General features: G+C 70.6%; 21 protein-coding genes and 1 pseudogene. 7 read left to right on the top strand and 15 right to left on the bottom strand.

What is annotated here, in order from left to right:
• Positions 1–336: 336 nt before the first annotated feature.
• From Rai3103_RS06280 to Rai3103_RS06225, 13 genes are all read right to left on the bottom strand, one after another.
• A complete protein-coding gene (locus tag Rai3103_RS06280) occupies positions 337–1944 on the bottom strand; it encodes a solute symporter family protein (RefSeq protein ID WP_228489224.1) in 1608 nt (535 codons plus the stop codon).
• Positions 1941–2270 (bottom strand): DUF485 domain-containing protein, encoded by a 330-nt coding sequence (locus Rai3103_RS06275; protein WP_153571865.1) that lies wholly within the window; start codon positions 2268–2270, stop codon positions 1941–1943. The genes Rai3103_RS06280 and Rai3103_RS06275 overlap by 4 nt, the downstream gene beginning before the upstream one ends.
• A 259-nt stretch (positions 2271–2529) precedes the next feature.
• Positions 2530–5220: an AfsR/SARP family transcriptional regulator gene (locus Rai3103_RS18440; protein ID WP_153571864.1), complete on the bottom strand. Its 2691-nt coding sequence runs from the start codon at positions 5218–5220 to the stop codon at positions 2530–2532.
• Entirely contained in the window at positions 5217–5630 is a 414-nt protein-coding gene (locus tag Rai3103_RS16935) for a TadE/TadG family type IV pilus assembly protein (protein ID WP_194793298.1), read from the bottom strand. Before Rai3103_RS16935 ends, Rai3103_RS18440 begins: the two co-directional genes overlap by 4 nt.
• On the bottom strand, positions 5627–5944 hold the full coding sequence (locus tag Rai3103_RS16930) for a TadE/TadG family type IV pilus assembly protein (RefSeq protein ID WP_277873020.1): 318 nt from the start codon (positions 5942–5944) through the stop codon (positions 5627–5629). The genes Rai3103_RS16935 and Rai3103_RS16930 overlap by 4 nt, the downstream gene beginning before the upstream one ends.
• A 53-nt stretch (positions 5945–5997) precedes the next feature.
• Positions 5998–6180, bottom strand: a complete 183-nt coding sequence (locus Rai3103_RS06260; RefSeq protein ID WP_153571862.1) for a hypothetical protein — start codon at positions 6178–6180, stop codon at positions 5998–6000.
• 27 nt (positions 6181–6207) lie between these two features.
• Positions 6208–7128, bottom strand: a complete 921-nt coding sequence (locus Rai3103_RS06255) for a type II secretion system F family protein (protein ID WP_153571861.1) — start codon at positions 7126–7128, stop codon at positions 6208–6210.
• Positions 7125–8006, bottom strand: coding sequence for a type II secretion system F family protein (locus Rai3103_RS06250; protein WP_228489223.1), 882 nt, complete (start codon positions 8004–8006; stop codon positions 7125–7127). The genes Rai3103_RS06255 and Rai3103_RS06250 overlap by 4 nt, the downstream gene beginning before the upstream one ends.
• Complete coding sequence (locus Rai3103_RS06245) at positions 8003–9469, bottom strand: TadA family conjugal transfer-associated ATPase (protein WP_153571860.1); 1467 nt, start codon at positions 9467–9469, stop codon at positions 8003–8005. Before Rai3103_RS06245 ends, Rai3103_RS06250 begins: the two co-directional genes overlap by 4 nt.
• A complete protein-coding gene (locus Rai3103_RS06240) occupies positions 9466–10200 on the bottom strand; it encodes a CpaE/TadZ family protein (protein WP_153571859.1) in 735 nt (244 codons plus the stop codon). Before Rai3103_RS06240 ends, Rai3103_RS06245 begins: the two co-directional genes overlap by 4 nt.
• 1 nt (position 10201) lies before the next feature.
• Positions 10202–10783: an SAF domain-containing protein gene (locus tag Rai3103_RS06235; protein WP_194793296.1), complete on the bottom strand. Its 582-nt coding sequence runs from the start codon at positions 10781–10783 to the stop codon at positions 10202–10204.
• A 485-nt stretch (positions 10784–11268) separates the two neighbouring features.
• Entirely contained in the window at positions 11269–12588 is a 1320-nt protein-coding gene (locus Rai3103_RS06230; RefSeq protein ID WP_153571857.1) for an HNH endonuclease signature motif containing protein, read from the bottom strand.
• A gap of 110 nt (positions 12589–12698) precedes the next feature.
• Positions 12699–14129 (bottom strand): CCA tRNA nucleotidyltransferase, encoded by a 1431-nt coding sequence (locus tag Rai3103_RS06225; RefSeq protein WP_277873004.1) that lies wholly within the window; start codon positions 14127–14129, stop codon positions 12699–12701.
• Positions 14130–14169: 40 nt separating this feature from the next.
• On the opposite strand from Rai3103_RS06225, the gene Rai3103_RS06220 reads away from it, so the two are divergent.
• The 6 genes and pseudogenes from Rai3103_RS06220 (at position 14170) to Rai3103_RS06200 (ending at position 21565) form a co-directional block, all read left to right on the top strand.
• Positions 14170–16287: a DUF6049 family protein gene (locus Rai3103_RS06220; protein ID WP_153571856.1), complete on the top strand. Its 2118-nt coding sequence runs from the start codon at positions 14170–14172 to the stop codon at positions 16285–16287.
• 55 nt (positions 16288–16342) lie between these two features.
• Positions 16343–17863: pseudogene (gene murJ, locus Rai3103_RS18435) on the top strand (murein biosynthesis integral membrane protein MurJ); the annotation flags it as partial.
• Between the two features lie 528 nt (positions 17864–18391).
• Positions 18392–19612 carry a discoidin domain-containing protein gene (locus Rai3103_RS18430; protein ID WP_479685347.1) on the top strand — a complete coding sequence of 407 codons (1221 nt, stop codon included), beginning with the start codon at positions 18392–18394 and terminating at the stop codon, positions 19610–19612.
• Positions 19613–19616: 4 nt separating this feature from the next.
• Entirely contained in the window at positions 19617–20171 is a 555-nt protein-coding gene (gene sigM, locus Rai3103_RS06210) for an RNA polymerase sigma factor SigM (protein ID WP_153571854.1), read from the top strand.
• 90 nt (positions 20172–20261) lie between these two features.
• On the top strand, positions 20262–20582 hold the full coding sequence (locus tag Rai3103_RS06205; protein ID WP_153571853.1) for a hypothetical protein: 321 nt from the start codon (positions 20262–20264) through the stop codon (positions 20580–20582).
• Entirely contained in the window at positions 20579–21565 is a 987-nt protein-coding gene (locus Rai3103_RS06200) for an LLM class flavin-dependent oxidoreductase (RefSeq protein ID WP_153571852.1), read from the top strand. Before Rai3103_RS06205 ends, Rai3103_RS06200 begins: the two co-directional genes overlap by 4 nt.
• Here the strand turns inward: Rai3103_RS06200 and Rai3103_RS06195 are convergent.
• Both Rai3103_RS06195 and Rai3103_RS06190 read right to left on the bottom strand, forming a co-directional pair.
• Positions 21538–22503, bottom strand: coding sequence for an L-lactate dehydrogenase (locus Rai3103_RS06195; RefSeq protein ID WP_153571851.1), 966 nt, complete (start codon positions 22501–22503; stop codon positions 21538–21540). The two genes, Rai3103_RS06200 and Rai3103_RS06195, sit on opposite strands and share 28 nt — an antisense overlap.
• A 27-nt stretch (positions 22504–22530) precedes the next feature.
• Positions 22531–23343 carry a hypothetical protein gene (locus Rai3103_RS06190; protein ID WP_153571850.1) on the bottom strand — a complete coding sequence of 271 codons (813 nt, stop codon included), beginning with the start codon at positions 23341–23343 and terminating at the stop codon, positions 22531–22533.
• A gap of 95 nt (positions 23344–23438) precedes the next feature.
• On the opposite strand from Rai3103_RS06190, the gene Rai3103_RS06185 reads away from it, so the two are divergent.
• Positions 23439–24293, top strand: a complete 855-nt coding sequence (locus Rai3103_RS06185) for a formate/nitrite transporter family protein (RefSeq protein ID WP_228489222.1) — start codon at positions 23439–23441, stop codon at positions 24291–24293.
• The last annotated feature ends 7 nt before the right edge of the window (positions 24294–24300 follow it).

Genomic DNA, 24300 nt, shown 5'->3' with positions numbered 1-24300 from the left:
GGAGTCACGCCCCCAGCGTACGGGTGGGCGGTATCGGGGCCGGAGCCAACAGTGGCCGACCACCGAGGTGGTCGGCCACTGGGTCAGTCGCATCGCTGGCGTACGGGGGGGATGATGTCAGCGTGCGACGGCCGGGGAGGGACGCATTTCTGCGCACCTGAGGCGATGTTAATCGAAAGGTTACCCTACGTCCACAGCCTCACAGCGTGTGTTCAGGAGTGTGACCGGTCTCACCGGGTTGCTCCCACGAGGCGTCCCCAAGATTGCGACAGCCCGCCGGGGGGACCCGACGGGCTGTCACGAGGGCACCGATCTCCGTTGACCGGTGCGGACCACTCAGTGGTCGATCGCACCACCGGCACCGGCACCGGTGAGGGAGCGGACCTCCATCTCGATGGCCTTGTCCTCGTCGTGCTCATCCGACGTGATGGACCCGATCCAACCGAGGATGAAGCCGATCGGGACCGACACCAGAGCCGGGTTGTCCAGCGGGAACCAGGCGAAGTTGGCGTGCGGGAACATCGCCGCCGCGTTGCCCGAGACAGCCGGGGAGAAGATGATCAGCACCATCGCCGAGATCAGACCGCCGTAGATGCTCCACAGCGCGCCGCGGGTGTTGAAGCGACGCCAGTAGAGGGTGAAGAGGATCGACGGCAGGTTGGCGGAGGCCGCCAGGGCGAAGGCGAGCGACACCAGGAAGGCGATGTTCTGGCCGTTGGCGATCACACCGCCAACGATCGAGATCAGGCCGATGGTGATCGACGCGATCCGGGCGACGCGGAGCTCCTGCTGCGGCTCGGCCGTGCCCTTCTTGATCACCGAGTTGTAGATGTCGTGGGCGAACGACGCCGAGGCGGTGATGGTGAGGCCGGCGACGACCGCGAGGATGGTCGCGAACGCCACGCCGGAGATGATCGCCATCAGGATCGTGCCGCCGAGCTCGTAGGCCAGCGCCGGGGCAGCGGCGTTGGCGCCACCCGGCATCGCCTTGATCTTCTCCGCGCCGACCAGCCACGCGGCGCCGTAGCCGAGGACCATGGTCAGCAGGTAGAAGGCGCCGATCAGCACGATGGCCCAGGTCACCGACTTGCGGGCCTCCTTGGCCGTCGGCACGGTGTAGAAGCGCATCAGCACGTGCGGCAGACCGGAGGCACCGAGCACCAGGGCGATCGAGAGCGAGATGAACCCCAGCTTGTTGGTGCCGTACTTGCCCATCGGCTGCAGCAGGTGGTCGCCGGTGCCCGGCTTGACCGTGTTGACGTGGTCGATGGACTGCTGGATCAGTGTGGACAGGTTGAACCCGACGCGGGACATCACCCACACCGACATCACGAGGACGCCGATGATCAGCAGGATCGCCTTGATCATCTGCACCCAGGTGGTGCCCTTCATGCCGCCGATGAGGACGTACGCCACCATCAGCAGGCCCACGATGACGATGACGAGGTTCTGTCCGACCGGGTTGCTGATGCCGAGCAGCAGGGCCACCAGGCCACCGGCACCCGCCATCTGGGCCAGCAGGTAGAAGAAGGACACCAGCAGGGTCGAGATCGCCGCCGCCATCCGGACCGGCCGGTCCTGGACGCGGAACGAGATGACGTCGGCCATCGTGTAGCGGCCGGTGTTGCGCAGCGGCTCGGCGACGAGCAGCAGGGCGACCAGCCAGGCCACGAAGAAGCCGACCGAGTAGAGCAGGCCGTCGTAGCCGTAGAAGGCGACCGAGCCGACGATGCCCAGGAAGGACGCGGCGGACAGGTAGTCGCCGGCGATGGCGATGCCGTTCTGGCGGCCGGAGAAGGCCGCGCCGCCGGTGTAGAAGTCACTCGACTTCTTCAGGCCGCCCCGGGTCACCATGATGACCACGGTCATCGTGGCGACGACGAAGGCGACGAAGATCCCGATATTGACGGCCGGATTGCCCAGCGTGGCGAGAGGAGGAATCACTTGAGGGTCCCTTCGACGTCGGCTTCCAGGCCGTTCTTGAGCTGCGCGGACAACGGGTCCAGCGACCGGTTCGCGTGGCGGATGTAGAGCCAGGTGATGAGGAACGTGGTGACGAACTGCAGGAAGGAGATCAGCAGACCGGTGGTGATGTTGCCGAAGACTCGGGTGCTCATCCAGTCGACGGCGTACACCGAGAGCAGGACGTACGCGAAGTACCAGACGAGAAAGGCGATGGTCATCGGGAACGCGAAGCTGCGGAACTTCTTCCGTAGTTCGACGAACTCAGCCGACTTCTCTACTTCTCTGTAGCGGGTGGGGCTGGGCATGTTATCGCTCCTGGGGTGAAACGGCTCACAGGGGCGTGAGATCAGCGTCACCCTAACCATTCACGGGGGTACCCGTAAGGGGGTAGCGATGGCAATCTTGCCGCCCCAGATAACAGTTCAATAACGCAACCGCGCCGTACGCGTTGATGTCGGGGACCCGATGTAACCTCCGTCACACTCAAACGCGGTGCCGGGCGCCCGGCCCGGTAGGGCGGCAGCGTCATAGGGCGGTCCTATGGAACACTCTTCGACCGCTGCCTCAGACCGCTGCCCGGCGGGGACCGCCCGACCAGCGCACCCGGATCCCACCCTCGAGGACCTCCTGCATCGTCGAGACGGTCTCGGGCAGCAGGTCGATACCGAGGGTGCGAGCCTGCTTGTTCAGCGTGTAGACCAATCGCTCGACCGCCATGGTGTTCCCGGAGCGGTGCTCGGTGACGAGCAGCCGCCGGAGCAGCAGCTCGTCGGCGGGCGCCGCCACCAGCCCTCGGCCGATCGACCATTTGGCCAGGTCGTGGTCCCGCGTCTCGAGGGCGCGGCCCGCGAGCTCGTACGCCACGTCGCGGATGGCGCAGGAGGACTCGATCCGCAGTTCCTCCGCCCAGCCCCAGGCCCCTGGCGGGGCATCGGCGAGCGGCGCACCCCGGACCAGGTCGAGGATCGCGGCCAGCGTGGCATCACTGGTCTGCTCCAGTCCACGCCCCAGGAACACCTGGACCTCCTGCCAGTCCGATCGGATCGCCGGGTGCAGCCGGATCCGCCCCGAATAGGCCTCAGGCAGGTACGGCTTGCCGTCGGGCGAGGTGCCGAGCCAGCCCCGCAGGCGGCTCATGTTGGAGCGCCGCGTCCCCTCGGCGACCATCAGGGCGCGTGCCATCTCCACCGAGGTCGCGTTGGGGTGTTCCAACAGCCAGGCGCAGTACTCGAGGCATTGGCGAGGAGCGCGGCTCGGCGGGGTGCCGCGGGCCCCCTCCAGTTCGATCGGCCCCAGCAGCAGGAGCCTCGGGTCCTCTGACATCGCGACCTCTGACATCGCGGGCTCCTCGTCGACGGCCGGGATGAGCGGGGTGATGGTGATGTCCGTGGGGCCGCCCGCCCAGGCGGCGGGGACCAAGGCGTCCGGTGCGGTGACGCGGTGCAGCTCGATCACCTCATCCCTGACAGGGCGAGAGACCCGCTGCGGGATGAGGTCGAGCCCGGCGGGTTCGAGCCTCGCGCGCAGCGGTGACTCGTCGACCAACAGGGTGGCGTCGCCATCGGGATGCTCGGAGATGAGCACGATCGGGCCTCGATGAGCCCGGGAGAAGCGGTCGCTGAGTCGTCGGCGTTCCGCCGGGGTGATGTCCGCGAGGAGGACGAGCACCCTCGGGGCCCACGCTTCGGCGACGTCGGGGTCGAGGCGCAGCACGGGCACGGGTGCGTCGGCGACCCCGGCCAGGACCTGCTGGGTGGCGGTCGTCCGTTCCCAGTCGGCCAGGATGTCCTCGAGGTCGTCCACGCGGCTGACGTGCTCCGCGCCGCTGGTGTCGACGAGTCCCCCGTCGTCGCCCACCACGACGACCCGCGCGCCACCGGACCAGGGACCCGTCGCCAGGTCGAGGACGTACGACGTCAGGATCTCCCCCGCCCGTTCCCCGCTGTCTGCCTGGACGCTGAGCCGGCCCCAGCGCTCGAGATCGATGAGATAGGTCCCGCCCTCGCCGGTCCCGAGCGTGACCAGCGTCGGCCACGGCTGCAGCGCCTCCTCTCCGACGGAAGCGGCACGGTCCGCGAGGACATCGGCCCAGGAGAGCGACCAGGACTGCCCGTCGACCGAGAACGGAGCCGGCGGGTCCGGCGGGGGCGGCTCGACCGCCCAGGCGAACTCCACCACCTCCTCCTCGACGCGGAGCCAGTCCAGGGCGCCGATAGCGCCGACCCGTTCGGCGTGGCGGGCGACCATGTGAATGGCCCAGCCCACCACCTCGACCCGGTCGGGCACCGTCGACACCAGCAGGGCCGCACGCAGTCGCTCGGTCCCGGCTGCCGGTGGCTCCGGGATCTGACCGACGGGGCGCTGGACGAGCTGCAGCCGACGGCGTCCGGCAAGGCCCGCGACGATCCCCGTGGCGAGCAGGGCGCCGATACCACCGAGGACGGCTCGGGCGTCGTGGTCGGCCCGGCCCTCCGTCGGCGCCGGGGTCGGGGCCGGCGGGGGCGGGACCGGCTGGGGCGGGGCGGGGGCTTCGACGGGCTCCATCGGCGTCGGCGCGGATGCCTGCTGGGGCGACGGGACCGGCTCAGCAGGGGCTGGAGGCGGTGCGGGGAGCGGCATGGTGAGCACCCAGCCGACTTCGAGATGGTCGGGATCGTCGCCCAGCAGATCCGGGTTGAGGTCGCGGATCTGGCGCCATTCGATGCCCTCCCCGAGATAGGTCTCGGCGAGGGTCCACAGGTCGTCGCCGTGGCGCACGCGGTACTGGAAGGTGGTCGGGACCGCCGCGGCGGCTTGGTCGCTCACCTCGTCGTCCGGCACCGGCGCGGCCTCCACCGGAGCCGGCGCCGCGTACGCCACCGCCACGCCCACGACAGGAGGGCCGGCCGAGGCTTGCGGCACGGCCGGCGCCGCGTCGTCCCGCGGGACCGTGCCGAGCATCACCAGCACGGCCAGCAGCAGCGTGCCGGAGGCCAGCTGCATCCACCGCAGTCCGGGGAGTCGTATGGTACGGCCGCCGAAGAGGCCGACCACGTCGGCGCCGAGGGAAATCGTGAACAGCAGCCACGTGACCCAGCCCAGAGCAGTCACCAGCCACAACAGCGCCTGCCCGTCGTCCGGGACCATCAGCAGGCGTAGTGGGGCCAGGTCACCGGGGTCCGGATAGCGACCCAGGGCGAGCAGCAGCTCGGGGACGCCCACCAGCGAGGCCAGCAGCACCACGAGGGCCAGGAAGCCGCGGACGAGGCGCATCATCGCCTCCGGTACCTGTCGACGACACTGTCGGCCGTCGCCCGAACGGTCAGCTCACCCGGTAGTCCCGGGACGACCAGGTCGCCCAGCCCCACGGTGCAGGTGACGGTGGCCCGGACCGTCCCCTCGGATCCGGGGGGACGGTGCAGGGCCGCGGCATCGACGACCACGGTGGTGCGCCGGCAGGAGAGATCGGCCAGGTTGGCCCGGGCGGCCTCCTCGCCGGCTGCGGCTGAGGTGGCGGCATTCGAGAGGGCCGTGGCCGTGCGGGCCGCCCGGTGAGCTGCCTCATCGACGGTCGCCCGGGCCGTCCAGATTCGCGCACTGCCGACCACCAGGCCGACGAGCGCCATCAGCGCCGGGACCAGGACCACCATCTCCACGGCGACGGCGCCGCGATCCGATCGCCTCATCGGGCCAACTCCCGAGGCGCCGAGGCGGTGACCTCGAGGGATGACAGTCCGAGATCGACGACCAGGGGTGCGGTTCCCCTGACGACGACGTCCACCTGCCGTGCGCCCCGGTGCGCCGTCACACTCACCGCCTCGACGCCGCCGGATCGAGCCACTCGGAGAGCCGCCGCCTCGGACGACGCGATGCTCGCGTCCTCCACACTGAGCAGGTCGACAGCCGTCGCGGCGGCGGCCCCGAGAGTGAGACGAGCATGCCACCACACGCCCAGCTGGACGGTGCCGAGCACGAGGAGCAGTACCAGCGGCCACAGCAGCGCCCATTGCAGGCTCTCGGCCGATCCGCGCTCATTGCGTCGGCGAGCGGGCGTCAGGCGGGCAGATGGCCACGCACATAGGCGGTCACGGCGGTGATGACGACCGTGGCCACCGCCACTGCCCCGGCCAGGAGTATCGCGTTCTCCGTGCTCTGCGACAGGCCGCGCTCGTCGCGTGGAGCCGGGCCGAGGGCGCCACGGAGGGCAGCGGAGATCAGGGCGGTCAGGACGTTCATCGGGTTTCCTTCCGTCGGGTGGGTCGATCATGGTGTTCCTCCGTCGCCGGTCAGTCGGAGCAACGGAGGCACAAGGAAGACGAGCGCGAAGACCATGGACGGGATGACCATGAACACGGTCATCTGCTCGGACACCTTGGTCGCGGCGATCTTCTGGGCGGTCAGGTGCGCGTCGCGGATCTCGCGGACACGGGCGCGGAGGGCTCCGGTCAGGGAGGCACCCGACTCCTCAAGCTGCATCACGTCGGCGATGTCGGCGAGTTCAGGCAGGTCGAGGCGGGTGGCGAGGGCGCGCAGTTGGCCGTACGGAGGACGTTGTTCGAGGCGTGCCCGCTCCAGGGCAGCCCGGATCTGCACGAAGAGGGGCGCCTCCGAGGCGTCGGCGGCGGCCGTGAGTGACTGGGTCGCGGACCGGTTGGCCAAGCGCTCGAGCGTGACGAGGTCGAAGAACGTGAAGAGGGCCTCCGCCATGTCGACGCGATCCGCAGGCGCCCGACGGTGGAGCGTCAGGTCCGGCAGGAACCAGCCGAGCACGGCGCCCGCCAGCGCGACACCGACGGGGACCCACACCCCCCAGCCGGCGAGGAAGCCGATACATCCCGCCATCACACCGGGGGTGAGCGCGCCGATCGCCGCGTACGCCGCCTTCTCCGTCATGAACTCGGCCACCGCAACCCCGCGAGCGTCGAGGGCCCGCCGCTGTCCCGCGGTGAGCGGCACCGGTGGGTGGGCTGCGAGCCAGCGGCCGACGCGGTCCGCACGTGACGCCATGGTCGAGGAGGGGTCCGGCCCCTGATCGGCGGCGAGGGTCGGGGACGTGTCGAGCAGCGCGAGCCCTCGCTTCAACGGCGGGACCGGGGGACGGGACCCGAGAGCGAGCGCCACGCACCCGAGGCCGGCAATGGCACCGAGCAGCGCAACAAGCAGGATCCAGGCCGGGGCCATCATGATGTGGCCCCCGTCAGGATCCGCTGGCGCCGTCGCGGCCTGGTCATCCGGCGCATCACCGCGAGCGAGCCGAGGTAGGCCGCCACCAGCCCGAGCAGCAGGACCTGCCCCAGCGGGGTGGCGTAGGGGGCGAAGAAGGCGCGGCCGAAGAGTAGCGCCACCGCGAGCATGCCGAGGGTGATCGCCGTGACCTGTCTGACGACGATGCGAGGCTTGGCACGCTCCGCCTCGATCTCCCGCAGCGCGGCGAGGGTCTGCTGCAGCGAGGACGACAGCGCCTTGAGCGTGGCGGTCGCGCCCGTACCACCGCGATGCGCGGCAAGACCGAGGGCGGCCAGAACGGCATCTGCCTCGGGGACCGCGAGCCTATCGGCCATCTCACGCAGCGCGTCACGTACGCTCCACCGCTGGTCCAGTCGCCGGACGGCCTGCTCGACGTACGGCGTCAGCAGGGCAGGGGCGGTCCGACGTGAGGTGCGCACGGCATCCCCGATCGACTGGCCCGTGGGCAAGGTCGCCACCAGGCTGTGCACCCAGCGGTCCAGCGCGCTCAGCAGATCGATCGTGGGTGCTGGCGGATCCGCCAGCAGGTAGGGCAGCGCGATCACCGCCAGCGGGACGATCACCAGCCACACCAGCCACCCCGTCAGGGCGTACGCCAAGGCTCCCCCGACGAATCCGGCGACCAACCGGGCGTCGCGGCGCCGGCCTGCGGCTCCGGGTGGCCGGCGGGTCAGGGTCGACCACCGCTCCGCCAGCCCGGGTCGCGGCCGCGACCGGCCGGGCTGGGGCTGCCGTTCCGTCGGGACGAGACCGGCGAGGAGGAGGACCAGCCCACCCGTCACCACTGCGCCGACCAGCGCCACCACCGCGATCATCGCGCACCTGGCCAGGCCGAACGGTAGCGCTCGAGATCAGCGCCGAGCGTGGGTTCGGGGTCGAACATCGGATCGGCGGAGGAGCCGGGGAAGGCCGTGTACAGCAGGTGGGTGACCGGTCGCCCGCTCTCCATCCCGCCGGTGACCTGGCGGACCTCGCTGACCAGGCGCCGTCTGATCCCTCCGCGCCAGGTGTCGTCGACCAGCGTGACGTGCACGAACAGGTCGATGTTGTGCGCGATCTGCCGATAGGCCTCCTCAACCGTGAGGATGCCGCCCTGGGCCACCCGGGAAGCCAGTCGGTCCATCGTCGAAGCGGCCGAATGGGAGTGAGTGGTGCTCAACGTTCCCGCGCCGGACTGCATCGCTTCGAACATCGCACCCGCCTCAGCGCCTCGCACCTCGCCGACGATGATGCGGGAGAGGTTCTGACGCAGCGCCTCCGGCACGAGGTCGGCCACGGTCACCTCCCCGAGCCGCCTCCCGCCGCTCACCTCCCCCTGTCCGATCCGCGCCTGGAGCGCCACCATGTTGCGCCGATGCGGCAGCAGGTGGGTGAGCAGTTCGTAGTCGGTCTCGATGGTGCCGAAGCGTTCGTTGAGCGGGATCGCGGCGATGAGCGCACGGAGCAGCGTCGTCTTGCCGGCCCCTTGGTCGCCGGAGATGACCACCGATCGCCGGCCCATCACGGCGGCGTGCAGGTAGCGGGCGAGGTCCTCGGGCAGCATCCCGCCGGCCACCAGGTCGGGGAGTGCGACGTCGGTGAGCAGGTGCTGGCGGATGGTGATCGAGGGCCGGAACGACAGCCCGAAGCCGATGGCGTGGAGGCGGAACCGATCCCCGAGGGCCAGGGTCATGCTCGGGTGGGCGTCGTCGAACGGACGACTGGGACGGGCCTGCTCCCCGAGGAACCTGATCGCCTCGATGAGCTCCTCGTCGGAATCCGCGACCGGCTCGTGCTCCTCCCGATGGCCGTCGCCGTACTGGACGACGACGGAGTCGCAGCCGTGGATCTCGACGTTCTCCGCGGTGGGGATCTCGAAGAGTGGCTGGAGGCGGCCGTACCCGAACACCGCACTCGACACGGCCCGGACGTACGCCTCCTCGTCGTCGAGATCCCAGAGGGCGGCGCCCGACGACTGGAGTTGCTCGGCGTGGGCGCGGACCACCTGGCGGATCACCGCGCGTCCCATCAGCCCCCGGTCGGGGTCGGCCATCGTCCGGCCGTACTGGTCCTGGTGATGCTGGACCCGATCGCTGATCTCCGCCGCGGCCTGGCGACGCAAGGTCACCACCGCGCCCCAGTCGACGGACCGCTCAGGCCGTGCTGAGCGCGGGGAGCGCACGGGGGCCGCGGTGGGGAGGGGGACAACACCCAGTCCGTCGGCCTGCCGATCGACGACATCGACGATGGGGCGACGACCCAGGAGCGGGACCTGATCCAGCGGGAGGTGCTCGGTCATGCCGCCACCCCCGCGTGATCACGGAAAGCCTCGACCAACGGGGACCGCGCCCAACGTCGCGGCCGGGGGGCGCCGTCGGACAACGCCGCCGCATGGTCAGGCAGGAACGGCAACACGAGATCCACGGGCCAGCCGAACTGGGCGGTCACCTCGTGCCGATCGTACGGTAGGCCCTCGCCCACCAGCGCGAGTCCGGCCCGGGTGGCTCGCAGCGACCGCTGCAACACGTCGTCCACAGCCTCGCAGACCGGCTTCGCCGCGGCGAGGTGACGCAGGCTGGTCCGCGCCACGACCAGCACCTCGTCCGCGATGCGCAGCAGGGGCTCGACCGGCCGGATCGAGGTGAGTCGTCCGCCGTCGATCACGACGTCGGTGCCGGTGTCCGCGGTCCGCCGCAGCAGATCCGCCAGGGTCGGCCAGGTCGGCTCGAAGAGGTCGATCGCGGCGAGGTTGCCGAAGCCTGGCAGGAATCTGCGGGCGCCGGTGTCGTCGAGGGGCAGGCTGGCGGCGTCGAGGTCGAACGGCGCTCCCATCCGTACGCGTCGGGCGTACTCCTCGAGTCCGCGGCCGGCTGCCGCTGCACCCCTGAGGTAGCCCGCCAGCACGGACTGGGAGGCGTCCCTAGCGGCGTCGACGAGCAGCGTCGGGCTCTCGAGATGAAGTGCCATGCCGACGGCAGTGGTGGTGACGCCGGGTGATCCGGCGGAACCGAGGAGGAGTCTCACGGGCATGTCAGGACCCCCTGACGAGGATGATCCGACCGGCCGCCGCGAGGCGGGCGACGTCCTCTGCGTCACGACGGGCCACGGAGACGTCGACGAGAGTTGCCACCTGGTCGTAGCTGCTCTCCACCGCTCGGTTGATCTCGGCTCGGAAAGCCCTGGTGGCGGCTGCCGCTCCGGACTGGTCAGGCGTGGCCTCGACGAGCAGGACCGGGGTCCCCGGTTCGAGGGGGATCCGCGGGACGCGGCCCTCCGGTAGCCGCAGCCCGACGATCGCCCGGCCCGCCGGCAGATCCTCCCGGCCCACTGACGCCCGGGTCAACAGCCCGCCCTCGGCGATGTCGGTGCGCGCGGGCTTGCCGACCACGGTGCCCATCGCGTCCGCGGGAACGACGTCGAGGCCGTTGAGCCGCCCCACGGTGACAGGGCTGAGGTCCTGGGCACGGATGACATCACCGCGATAGACGGTCCGGTTGAGTCGCAGCACCGAGGACGTGTCGGCCAACTGGGTCCACAGGGCTACCGAGCCGAGTGCGCCGATCACCATCGCCAGCACGCCGGCGAGGATCCACCGGGGCTGGCGGCGGCGCATCGGCGCCAAGGGACGCCCTGCGGTAGCACCGCCACGTGAGTCCGGTGCAGTCTGCGCGGGTGAGGCGGGCGGTGCGGGTGGGGTGGCGGTCCGGCTGGTGAGCATCATCACTCCAGGACATCGTCGGCGCGGGTGTCGGGCATGACGCTAGGAGGCCAGGGGTCCTCCACCCGTGTCCTGAGGGTGAACACAGCGAGAACACTCGGCCCGGGGGCTCGTATCGGAGAACGGAACACGCCCCCATGCTGGCGCGCAGGTGTGGGCCGAGGTGTTGTCCGCAAGCCCCTCGGTGTTGGCCGTAACGGCGGGCTTCCTTGCGCAATTGGCTGAGGCCTTCCTGAGCTGTGTGCATCGACACACCCGTCCGGGGTAGCCAAAAGGTGAACGAAGAGTACTGTTGTTTTCAATCTCGTAGCGAGATCACAGAATCCCCAGGGGTCGTCAGGTGTCGTACCGGCGGCCCCTGGTGCACGTCCCGGAGCCGGTCAGGCGACGACGCGCCGGGTGCCGCGGTTGGTGACCTCGAACGCCTGCCCCAACGGTGTGCGCCAGAGCCACAGCCCGGGCGCGGGTTGAGTCAATCGGTAGCCGCCGTGGGTCCGGGCCCGGTGAGCGCGTCGCCCCAATGGCCCGAGGTTGTCCGGCTCCGTGGACCCGCCCCGCGCGTACGGCACTGTGTGATCCATGTCGGATGACCGGGCGGGCACCGACCCGTACGGCGCGACCTCGACCGGCTGGGCCACGACGAGTTGTTCACGCATCGACTCCGGCACCTCGTAGGCATCCACAGGCACAGACTCACGCTGATCGATGACTCGCGTCATCCGGACCGTGCACCCCGACAGGAAACCCGGCAGCTCGTCGACGGGCAAGGGACCATGCCCCTCGACGCGGGCCACCGTGCTCTCCGCCCACACGTGCAGATAGATGCGGGCGACCGGGCGGCCAGCAGGCAGCACGCCGCGGGCGAGCAGGCCCAGCGCGCGAGCTCGGCGGGTGTCCAGATCCGACTCGTCCCCGCTCTGACCCAGCTCGGCGGCCATCTGGCCCAGCGTCTCGTCCAACGCCTCCGCGTCGGCCGTGTCGAGCACGCCGAACACGTTCATCGCCGCTGTCGTCCCCGGACGGACAGCCACGGCCACGACTCGCCGATTCAGCCGCGCCCGCTCCCGCTCCACGGCGGCCACGGGATCCGCGGCCGCGATCTCGCCCTCGACCAGCCGCTTCGCCCTGGCCCAGGCCAGGCCGGGCAGCACGTCCCCCGTCGCCGCGTCCACCCGCAGCGCCCCGTCCCACGCCAGGGCGTGGCACATCCGGGCCACCATCAACGCTTGCCAGGGGGCAATGTCACCGGCCACCATCCGATTCCACAACCGCGGGTGGCGCCACTTCAGATCCAGGGTGTCCGACACGAACAACCGCGCCCGCACCTCACCCATGCCCAGCGCCCCGCCGATCTCCACCGCGAGGAACTCCGGCACCCACGGCGTCCCGTCCCCGCCGCAGGGCACCCGCTCCTCACGCTCGATGACAGGTGCCGCCTCGACGAGATCGGCGACGAGGGCCACCCGGCGGATCTCAGCGAATCGCGCCAGAGCCTCGACCTCCTGGAGTTGGCGGATATGGTCAGCGGGGTCCTCCGGTAGGCCGTACCCCGGTGCGACTGCCCGCGGTGGACCCATCGGCGTATCACGCACCAGACACCCGTCCGCCATCACCTCACCCAGCGGCGGCAGGTCATGGGGCGTGAAGAGATCCGGCAGCCGGGCCGGCGGCGGCTCATCAGGAACACGAGGCTCGTCCATGCCCACCACGCTAGAACCACGCTCTGACATCAATCAGAACACGGAAGCGATGAAGCGATGCGGGGTATGCCGGGCAGCGGCCTTCAGAGGGATTCAGAGAGTCAAGGATCTCAGAGGTTCTCGGCCGCCCACTCCCGCAGCCGCCGCGATGCCTCCTCCTCACCCAGCGGACCATTGTCGATCCGCAGCTCGAGCAGGTACTTGTACGCCCTGCCCACCACCGGCCCGGCCGGCACCCCCAGGAGCGCCATGATCTGGTCGCCGTTGAGGTCGGGGCGCATCGCGTCCAGTTCCTCCTGTCCGGCCAGCGCCTCGATCCTGGCTTCGAGATGGTCGTACGCCTCCCGCAGGCCGGCGGCCCGCCGCTTGTTCCGCGTGGTGCAGTCGGCGCGGGTGAGGATGTGCAGCCGCTCCAACTGGTCACCGGCGTCCCGGACGTAGCGCCGGACGGCCGAGTCGGTCCAGTCCCCCTCGCCGTACCCGTGGAACCGCAGGTGCAGCTCGATCAGCGTGCAGATGTCCTTGACCTCGTCACCGGCGAAATGCAGGGCCTTGAGCCGCTTGCGGGCCAGCTTCGCGCCGACCACGTCGTGGTGGTGGAAGGAGACCTTCCCCTGGTCCTCGAACCGCCGGGTGGCCGGCTTGCCGATGTCGTGCAGCAGCGCCGCGACCCGGAGCACGAGGTCCGGTTCGAGCCCCCGCTCCTTCTCCAGGGCGATCGCCTGGTCGAGCACTGTCAGCGAGTGCTGGTAGACGTCCTTGTGCCGGTGGTGCTCGTCGACCTCCAGTTGCAGCGCGGGCAGCTCGGGCAGCACCCGCGCGGCCAGCCCGGTCGCCACGAACACGTTCAGGCCGTTGCGGGGATGCGGGGTCAGCAGCAGCTTGCTCAGCTCGTCCCGCACGCGTTCGGCCGAGATGATGTCCAGCCGCTCGGCCATCTCGCGCATCGCGGTGATCACTTCGTGCGTCGGCACGAAACCGAGCTGGGAGGTGAACCTGGCGGCCCGCATCATCCGCAGCGGATCATCGGAGAAGGACTGCTCCGGCGTACCGGGCGTACGGATGACCTCCTTCTCGAGGTCGGCCAGGCCGCCGAACGGATCGACGAACCGCTTGGTCGCGACGTCCACCGCCATCGCGTTGACGGTGAAGTCCCGCCGCACCAGGTCACCCTCGAGCGTGTCGCCGAAGGCGACCTGCGGCTTGCGCGAGTCGGACCGGTAGGTGTCCGCGCGGAAGGTGGTGACCTCGACCACCCAGCCGCCGTCGACGTTGCACCCGATGGTGCCGAACGCCTTGCCGATGTCCCACACCTCGCGCGACACCTTCTTCAGCAGCCGCTCGATGTCGTCGGGCCGGGCCGAGGTGGTGAAGTCGAGGTCATGGCCCAGTCGGCCGAGCAGCGCATCGCGCACCGAACCGCCGACCAGGTAGAGCTGGTGGCCCGCCGAGGCGAAGACCTCACCGAGCCGGTCGATGACGGGCGCGATCCGCATCAACTCGGTCACGGCGTTGTCCTGGGCTTGGGTCAGGGAAGGCACGCTGACCGAGTCTACCCGGGCCCGCCCGTACGATGGCGGAGTGAGCCCCTGCCCGCTGCCGACCCGGCGCCGCCATTCCGGCCGCCGGATCCTCGGCGTCGCCGCGCTGCTCACCGCCCTCCTGCTGGCCTGCCTGACGGTCGTCCTGGGGGCCACCACGCCCGCCCGGGCGGAGGATCGGGTCCGGATCGACCTCACCGCGATCACTCCGAAGGTCACCGCCAGCAATGACACCGTCACCCTGAGCGGCACGGTGACCAACACCAGCGGCACCACCCTCACCGGGCTCCAGGCCTATCTCTGGCGCGACGAAGTGGTCCGCACCACGCGGGCGGAGCTCGACACCGCCGAGGGCCCGGTCGGCGCCCGCTACGTCGACAAGTACGCCAACCTCGGCACCGGCGACACCCTCACCCTCACCCCCGGGCAGCAGAGCGCCTTCACCGTCTCGGCCCCGCTCTCCGCGCTGGGGATCCCCGCCCGGGACGGCGTGACCATGATCGGGGTCCAGGTCCGCGGATCGTACGGTTCGGGCAACACCACCCTCGGCCGCGCCCGCGCCTGGCTGCCGCAGGACCTCGGCCCACAGACGGGGCAGCCTCGCGTCGTCTCGGTGGTGGTGCTCAGCTCGGCCCCCTCGCGGATCTCGCCCGGGATCTTCTCCGACGACCACCTGGCCCAGGAGATCGCCCCCGGCGGCCGCCTCGACACCCTGGTCCGGGCCGCCGCGACGGGGGGACGGACACACCTGATCGACCCGGCCCTGATCATCGCCCTGCAGGACATGGCCAAGGGCTACACGCTGAGCGGCGGCGCCAAGGGCACCGGCGACGCCAACGCCGCGACGTGGCTGCAGTACTTCGACACCCTCTCCACCCCTGGCTACCGCCTGCCGTACGCCACCCCCGACATCGACCTGCTCGGTGGCCTCAACCACGCCGACGTCGTCCATGCCGCCCTCGACCCGGCGACGCTGCCGGCCGACGTGGCCAACCTCCCCGTCGTCGTGCTGCCGGCCGGGGGTCTGCTCACCCGCCGTGGTCTGGCCACCCTGACCGGCACCACCTCGTCGGGCCCCACCCCCACGCCGACCCCCGGGGCCACGACCGCCACCACGAGCCCCGCCACGAGCTCGCCGACCCCCTCCAGCGGCACCAGCAGGCCGCCGGTCGTCCTCGCCGCCCAGCCGACCGACGGGTCCGACATCACCGCCGGCAGCACCACCCCGACCCATTGGTCGACCAGTGAGGGGCCCACCGTCGTCACGTACGATGCCCGCGCCCTCACCCCCGGACCGGACGCCGCCGGCACCGATGCCCAGCAGCGGCAGGCCCTCACCTCCATCGCCTACCTCGACACGCTGGCGGGCCGGCCCGCGCAGGTGCGCCTGGTCACGGACGCCACGACGGCGCACGCCGACGACCTGGACACGTCGCCGCGCACGTCCTTCGCCTCCCTGCTCGAGGGCGGTGCCGCGACGGTGTCCGACGCGATCCTGCACGATCCCCAGTCGACGACCAGCGACCAGGCCAAGGACATCGCTCGTGCCGCCAACGCCACCATCGGGCTGGCCAGCATGTTCGCCGACCCCCAGGTCGCCGCGGACCTCACCTGGCGCGCCGTCGCCTCGGTGGCCTCCAACCAGTGGTCGGCGGGCAGCGCCTCCACCGGGACCGGCTCCACCTCGGCGTCGTACGACACGTATCGTGATCGCCAGCAGGCCCAGGTCCGCCGCATCACCGACGGCGACGCCGTGGCGATCAGCGCCCGTCCGGTCCTGCTCACCGCCCGGCAGGACACCCAGTTCCCCGTCACCGTGACGAACCATCTCGACGTCCCGGTGTCGGTCCGGCTCCAGTTCGAGTCGGAGAACGCCGAACGCCTGCACGTCGCCCCGGTCGACATCCGCACCATCGGCGCGGGTGAGGCGATCGGCGTCGTCGCCGTCCCGCGGGTGGCGGCGAACGGCAGCTACACCGTCGTGGCCCAACTCACCACTCCCTCGGGGACCGACATCGGCATCCCGGTGGAGATCGACGTACAGGCCACACAGGCCGGAAGGGTCGGATGGATTCTGATGATCGTGTCGGGACTCGTCGTGATCGGCACCACGGTGCTGCGGATCAAACAGGTCCGCGCCGAACGGAGCCGCGCATGAGCGGGCGCCGCTCCGTGATGTCCACCACTGTCCTGATGGCCGGGGCACCCTCGCCTCACGGGTGCTGGGGTTCGTCCGCGCCGCGCTGATCGCCATCGTGCTCGGCAACGGCACCCGGCCGGCCGAGGCGTTCAACCTCGCCAACACCATCCCCAACAGCCTCTACATCCTCCTCGCCGGCGGCGTGATGAACGCTGTCCTGGTGCCGCAGATCGTCCGGGCGATGGACGAGGACGAGGACGGCGGCGAGGCGTACATCAATCGCATCATGACCGCCTTCCTCGCGGCGCTCGCGGTGATGACGATCCTCGTCACCGTCGCCGCCCCGTGGGTGATGACGCTCTACACCGCGGAGGGCTGGCGGGAGCCGGCGATGGCGCCCTACTGGGGCAACATGGTCACCCTCGCCTACCTCTGCCTGCCGGAGATCTTCTTCTACGGCGCCACGGTGCTCGTCGGCCAGGTGCTCAACGCCCGCCAGATCTACATCCCCTACATGTGGGCACCGATCGCCAACAACGTCATCTCCATCGGCGTCTTCGGGCTCTACCTGGGCCTGTGGGGCAGCTCGCACGGGTCGCCGTTCACCCTGTCCGAGGTGCTGCTGCTCGGCCTCGGCTCGACCCTGGGGATCGCCGCCCAGTTCTTCATCCTGGTGCCGTTCCTGCGCCGTGCCGGGCTGCGCTACCGGCCCCGCTGGGACCTACGCGGCGCCGGGCTCGGCCACACCTTCCGGCTGGCGCAGTGGACCCTCTACTTCGTGCTGGTCAACCAACTGGCGATCTTCGTCGTCAACCGGCTGGGATCGACGGCCGTGCTCGGCGGCACCGGTGAGGGTGCCGGCATCACCGCGTACCAGACGGCGTCGCTGATCTGGATCGTGCCGCACTCCCTGATCACCCTGTCGCTGGCCACCCAGATGATGACGAGCAGCTCCCGGCTCGCCGCCGACGGTGACCTGCGCGGTGTCGCCGAGGAGTCGACCCGGACCATGCGGACGGCACTGGCGATCATCGTGCCGAGCGCAATCGCGCTGTTCGCCCTCGGGTTCCCGGTGAGCCAGCTGCTCTTCGGCAACGGCGCCGGCGCGAAGGACGCCGACTTCATCGGCCGGACCCTGATGGTGATGGCCCTCGGTCTGGTGCCGTACAGCCTGCACTACCTGGTCATCCGGTCGTTCTACTCCCTGGAGGACACCCGGACGCCCTTCCTCGTCCAGAGCACCATCGTCGCCACCAACATCGTGCTGGCCATCGCGCTCGTCATCCCCTGGCACGCCCCCGGCTGGGTGGCGGCCGGGCTGGGCGGAGCGTACGCCCTGGCGTACGTGGTGGGCCTCGGCATCGCCGTCCCCCTGCTGCGGCGCCGGTTGCCGGACTTCCACTTCGGTGCGGTGGCGCGTCACATCGTCCGGCTCACGGTGGCCACCGCCCCGGGGGCGCTGCTGGCCTGGCTGATCGTGCACTACACCGGCGGTCACGGCCAGTTGCTGCTGCTGGTCTCCCTGGCTGCCGGCGCAGCCGTCGCCCTCGGGACATTCGCCTTCCTGGCACGTAGGCTGCAGATCGAGGAGGTCGAGGAGGTGCTGGCCGCGCTCCTTCGCCGGAGCGGCCGATCCGGCACCCCGCCGACGAACCCGCCCGGGCAGCAGGAGGAGGACGCCGTGCCGGAGATCCCCGGGGACGACGATCCGCAGGACGGGACGGCGGTCACGTTCAGTGCCGATGACGAGTACACCCGGCCGCTCGGCGCGCCCGCGTACGCCGCCGGCCGGCTGCTCGGTGGACGCTTCCGCCTCGAGGACGCCCTCGACGCCCGCCGCCAGGACCTCTGGCGGGCCACCGACCTCACCCTGAAGCGCTGGGTCGTCTGCCAGTTCTTCCCCGCCGACGACCCGCGCAGCCCACTCCTCCTCGCCGCGGCCCGTCGGGCCGCCCAGGTCACCGACGCCCGGTTCGTCCGGATCCTCGACTTCTCCGACGACGGGGACGAGCCGTACGTGGTCCGGGAGTACGCCCCCGGCCAGACCCTGACCAAGCTGCTGGCCCACGGGCCGCTGTCGGGCACCGAGTCCGCCTGGCTGGTGCGCGAGATCGCCGATGCGATGACGACGGTGCACGCCCAGGGTCTCTTCCACCAGCGGCTCGACCCCGATGCCGTGATGGTCACCGACACCGGCAACGTGAAGATCCTCGGCTTCCAGATCGACGAGGCCCTGTTGCCCGGCGACGAGCGCGAGACCAGGGTCGACGGCGCCGAACGCACCGACGTCCTCGCCCTCGGACGGCTGCTCTACGCCTGCCTCACCGGGATGTGGCCGGGCGGCACGCTGCCCGGCCTGCCGTCGGCGCCCACCCGGGGCGGGATGTGGCCGTCCCCGCGACGGGTCCGCACCGACGTCCCGCCGGCTCTGGATCGCCTCTGCCAGCAGGTGATCGGCGGGGTGAGCCCGATGATGGAGAACGTCGCCGGCAAGCCGGGCATCGCCACCGCCGCCGGGGTGGTGGCCGCCCTGTCGAACGTCCTCGGCGTCACGGATGCCTCCTACCGGCTCGAGCAGCGGGTCCGCAGCTCCCAGGGCACGCTGTCGCTCGACGCCACCCGGGAACAGCCCGCCGTCCCGGCCCATCCGCCGGCCCCCACGACCGCCGCGGTGCCCCCGGAGCCCTCGCACCGGCCGCTGAAGGTCGTCCCCCGCCAGACCCCGCGGCGCGGCTGGGTGGTCGCCCTCCTCGTCGTCGTGGCACTGGCCATCGTCGTCGGCCTGATCGGCGTCGCCCTCCGCTCCGGCGGATCCGGTCAGCCGCGTACCGGCGCGAGCAGCGCGTCCACCTCGCCCACCCCGTCCCGGTCCACAGACGCGGGCCCGTGGCAGATCACCGGCGTGTCGACCTTCGACCCGGCGGCCGACGGCGGCAACAACGAGGAGAACGACCGAAGCGCGCAGTACGCCGCCGACGGTGACCCGAACACCCAGTGGCAGACGATGTCGTACGTCGGGGACGCCCGCTTCGGCAAGCTGAAGCCCGGCGTCGGCCTGGTCCTCGACCTCGGCCGCCCCCGCGACGTACGGACGGCGAAGGTCCAGCTCGCCGGCAACGGGACGAACCTGGAGATGCGGGTCCCGAAGAACGCCGCCGTCACCTCGGCGCCGATGGACACCGAGAAGTCGTGGCGAGCCGTCGCCTCGGCCAGTGGCGCGAGCGGCACCGTGGACCTGACCACGAGCAGCCCGGTCACGACGCGCTATGTGATGATCTACCTGACGTCGCTCCCCACGGACGGGGGCGGCCAGTTCCGTGGGGGGTCTACGAGGTGCAGGTGAGACCATGAGCCGGTCGCCGGTGGAGGCCACCGACGAGGAGTTGTTGGCGGCCCATGTCAGTGGCGACCCGTTGGCCTTCTCGGTGCTCATCGGCCGTCACCAGGACCGACTGTGGTCGGTGGCCGTACGGACTCTGGGTGATCCCGAGGATGCGGCCGACGCCCTCCAGGACGCCTACCTGCGTGCCTTCCGGCGGGCCCACACCTTCCGTGGTGATGCCCGCGTCTCCACCTGGCTGCATCGGATCGTGATCAACGCCTGCCTGGACCGGATCCGTTACCTCAAGCGTCGCCCCACCGCGCCGCTGGACCCCGAACGCATGCCGGCCGACCCGCCGGACGACACCGCAGGGGAGATCCTGGCGGACGCGGTCACCCAAGCGCTGGCGCAGATCAACCCGGACCAGCGCGCCGCGCTCATCCTGGTCGACATGGAGGGTTTCAGTGTCGAGGAGGCGGCCGCGATGCTCGGCTGTGCACCCGGCACGATCAAGTCGCGGTGCTCGCGCGGAAGGGCTCGATTGGCCGTCCTGTTGCGCGACCTTGCGACCCCGGGATGAGTCAGAATAGAACGAGTCAGACACCGGGCTGCGGAGCGTACGGGGGTACATCGCACGGGACAACATGGTCTTCGGACCTCAGGAGGCGTGGTGAGTGACGACCCGCAGGAGCAGGCCGACGGCCCGCTCGAGGACACCAACGCGGCTAGCACGGAGTGGGACGACCGGATGGATGAACTGCTGCATCGCTCGACCGTCCCGCCGATGCCGGAGCCGATCCGACGCCGGTTGGAGGTCGCGATCCGCGAGGCCCAGGCCGAGCGCGAGGCCGGGGAACTGGCCCAGGCCCATCGCGAGGCCTTGGTGGCCGCCGCGAAACGTACGGCCCTGGGGACCTTCGGCCCCAACCCCATCCATCCCCGCTCGGCGTTCCGGGGCGGCTGGCCGCGGGCACGTACGATCGGGGCATGACGCCCGTACCCCTCTCGATCCTTGACCTCGTCCCCGTCTCCGAGGGGACCGGTGTCCGGGAGGCGTTGGAGGCCACGTACGCCGCGGTCCGGCTCGCCGAGGAGAGCGGATATCACCGCTACTGGTTCGCCGAGCACCACAACTCCCCGACCTTCGCCAGTTCGGCCACGGCCCTGCTGATCGAGCACGCGCTGGCGATGACGAGCAGACTGCGGGTGGGATCGGGTGGCGTCATGCTGCCGAACCACGCGCCGCTGACGGTCGCCGAGCAGTTCGGCACGCTGGCGCAATTGCACGGTGACCGGGTCGACCTGGGGCTCGGCCGGGCGCCGGGCACGGACCCGATGACCGCCCGGCTGCTTCGCCGCGGAGCATCGGACGCGCAGTCCTTCGCCGACCAGATCTACGAGCTGCAGGCGTGGTTCGGCGCCGGCGAGTCACCGCGCGGGGTCTCCTCGGTCGTGGCGGCCGGGACCGAGGTGCCGATCTGGGTCCTCGGGTCGACCACCAACGGCGCCTCGATCGCCGGCCAGCTCGGACTGCCGTTCGCCGTCGCCTCGCACTTCGCCCCCGACGAGCTGTACGAGGCGCTGTCGGTCTACCGGCACGCCTTCTCGACCGACTCCCCCACGGCGCGGCTCGAGGCACCGTACGCCATGGTCGGGGTGTCGGTCCTCGTCGCGGACACCGACGAGGAGGCCGAGTACCAGTACTCGACCCACGTGCAGATGTCGGTCGGCAACGCCACCGGGGCTCGCCGCCCGCTCCAGCCGCCGCGCGCCGAGCTGCCGCACGACGCCGGCTGGCGGGCCGCCCAGGGCATGCTCGCCTGCCGGGCCGTCGGCTCCCCGCAGACGGTGCGCCGTCAACTCGACGCGCTGGTCGCGACGACCGAGGCGGACGAGCTCGTCGTGGTCACGTACGCCCACGACCCGCAGGTCCGCCTCCGCAGCCTTCAGCTGTTGTCGGAGCTCTGGAAGTAGGGATCCTGGACGGCGTGCAGGGCCGCGCCGCTGTCGGAGAACCGCTTCTGCTCGTCCTCGCTCAGCGGGATCTGCACGACCCGCTCGACACCACCCCGGCCGAGCACGGCGGGGGTGCCCATGTAGACGTCCTGCTGGCCGTACTCGCCGCTGAGCAGGGTCGACACCGGCAGCGCGACGTGCTGGTCCTCGAGGATGGCGCGGCTGATCCGGGCCAGGGCCATGCCGATGCCGAACGACGTCGACCCCTTGGCCTTGATGATGCGCTGGGCGGAGGTGACCGTCACGTAGAAGGCCTCCTCGATCTCCAGCCGGCGCTCCGGGTGGCGAGCGAGCTCGTCGGCGATCGGGACCCCGGCGATGGTCGCGCTGGAGAGGGCGGGCAGCTCCGAGTCCCCGTGCTCGCCGACGACGGTGGCGTGCACGCTCATCGGCGCGACATCGTAGAGCTGGCCCAGCAGGTAGCGGAACCGCGCGGAGTCGAGGGTGGTGCCGGAGCCGACCACCTGGTTACTCGGCAGCCCGGAGGTCTTCCAGGCGGCGTACGAGAGGACGTCGACCGGGTTGGTGGCCATCAGGATGATGCCCTTGAACCCGTTGTCGATGCAGTTCTTGATGATGCCGCCGGTGATCTTCAGGTTCTTGTCGACCAGCTCGAGGCGGGTCTCACCCGGCTTCTGGGCGGCACCGGCGGTGATGACCAGCAGGGCCGCACCGGCCGAGTCGGCCTCGTACGAGCCGAAGCGGACGTTGGTCGGGGAGGGTGCCCAGACGACGCCGTGGTTGAGGTCCTCGACCTCGCCGCGTGCCTTGGTCTCGTTGAGGTCGATGATCGCGAGATCGTGGGTGATGCCCTGGTTGACGAGCGCGTACGCGTACGCTGCGCCGACGTCGCCAGCGCCGACGAGCAGAATCCTGTTACCAGCAGTGGGAGCCATGAGTCTATTCAATCATTGGTCTGACCATTACCATACGGCGGGGTCACCCACCGCGCGATAGCTTGCCGCCCGGCGTGTCAGCAGCGCCGCATGCTCCGGATCGTCGACCGCATGGGCGAGTTCGGTGAGGATCTCGGGATCGAAGGGCCGCACGGTGATCAGCGCCGACAGCAGGGACGCCGCCTCCACCCGCTGGCCCGCGGCGATCAGGTGCCGGGCTCGGGACAGTTCCTCGAGCAGCGTGGGTGGCTCCGCCGCACCGGGGTCGGTCCGCAGGTCGATCAGGCGCCGGCGGATCGACGGGTCCGGCGCGGCCTCCAGGTCCCGGCTGGTCGGTGCCCAGGACGCCTGATCGGTCAGCGTGAACCGGTCGAAGACCCAGCGGCCCACGGCGTCGATGGGGTCGACCGCCGGCTCGAGCCGCGCCAACTCCTCGGGATCGGGGGCGTCCCAGCGGAGGAAGGCGCCCATGTCCTCGTCGACCAGCCAGGCCAACCGGGCGGTCACCCGCGCCTCGAAGGCCTTCTGGGAGCCGATCAGGTCGGCCGCCCGCCACCAGCCGAGCCGGCCCGGCACCTGGTCGGCGCCGTGTCCGAAGACCCGGGCGGTCATCGCGTGGGCCGTCGCCGGCGCCAGGGCGGCCCGGATCACCGCCGGCACCGGAACACTGCGCCGGTCCAGGTCCATCCACATCATGTAGAACTGGTCGTGGCCGACCGGGCGCTCCTCCGGCGGCATCATCGCGTACGCACGGAACTGCAGCAGCACCGGACCGACGCTCTTCTTCACCAACTGCGTGTGGCGCTCGTCGACGGTCAGGCGGACGACGTCATAGGTCATGACCCCATCCTCCCCTCGTCGGGCCCCGGACGGGCGGAACAGGTCTGTCGAACTTTGTATTGACAAATAGATATTTATATTGACAAACTAACGGTGTGGAGATCACCGCCGACCGCCTGTACCCCGGCCGCGTGTTCATCGAGAACACGCTCGAGGCCGCGGAGACCAAGGGGCACATGTCCAGCCGGATCACCGTGCGCTACCTGCAGCGGGCGGCGATGGCCGGCTTCCTCATCGGACTGTTCTACGTCGCCTACCACGCGACCGTGGCCACGTTCGCCTCCGTGCAGGTGGGGGGTGTCACCCTGGCCGGCTTCGGGAAGCTGCTCGGCTCCTTCATCTTCGGCTGGGCGCTCGTCTTCATCTTCTTCACCAAGTCCGAACTCCTCACCTCCAACATGATGGTGGTGAGCATCGCGCACTATCACCGGCGTACGACGACGCGGCGGGCCCTGCACCTGCTCGGGCTCTGCCTCCTCGGCAACGCTGTGGGAGGCTTGGTGCTCGCCCTCCTGCTGAGGTACTCGACCCTGGCCTCCGGGGCCGTGGCCACCCAGATGGCCCACGCCGCCGAGGTGAAGCTCGGCTACCTGAGCACCGCCGCCGGCATCGGGGACCTGTTCGTCCGCGCGATCCTGTGCAACTTCGTCATCAACGTCGCGATGCTGCTGGTCTACAACGGCTTCGTCAAGGACTCCATCACGATGACGCTCACGATGGTCTCCGCCGTGTTCGTCTTCGCGTTCCTCGGGCTGGAGCACTCGGTCGCGAACACCGTCTTCTTCCTCATCGTCGGTCTCAGTCAGGGCATCGACGTCGCCGCGGCGATCGGCAACGTCGTGATCGCGCTGATCGGGAACTTCATCGGCGGCGGCATCCTCATCGGGGTCTACTACGCCTACGTCAACAACCCGCGCCCGAAGCGGACAGAGTCGCTGCCCACGGAGTGACTCCACC

Origin of the sequence: Raineyella fluvialis (assembly GCF_009646095.1) — a bacterium.
GTDB classification, from domain to species: Bacteria; Actinomycetota; Actinomycetes; order Propionibacteriales; family Propionibacteriaceae; genus Raineyella; species Raineyella fluvialis.
The sequence above is the reverse complement of the archived record's forward strand: the minus strand, read 5'-3'. Positions and strand labels throughout refer to the sequence as shown.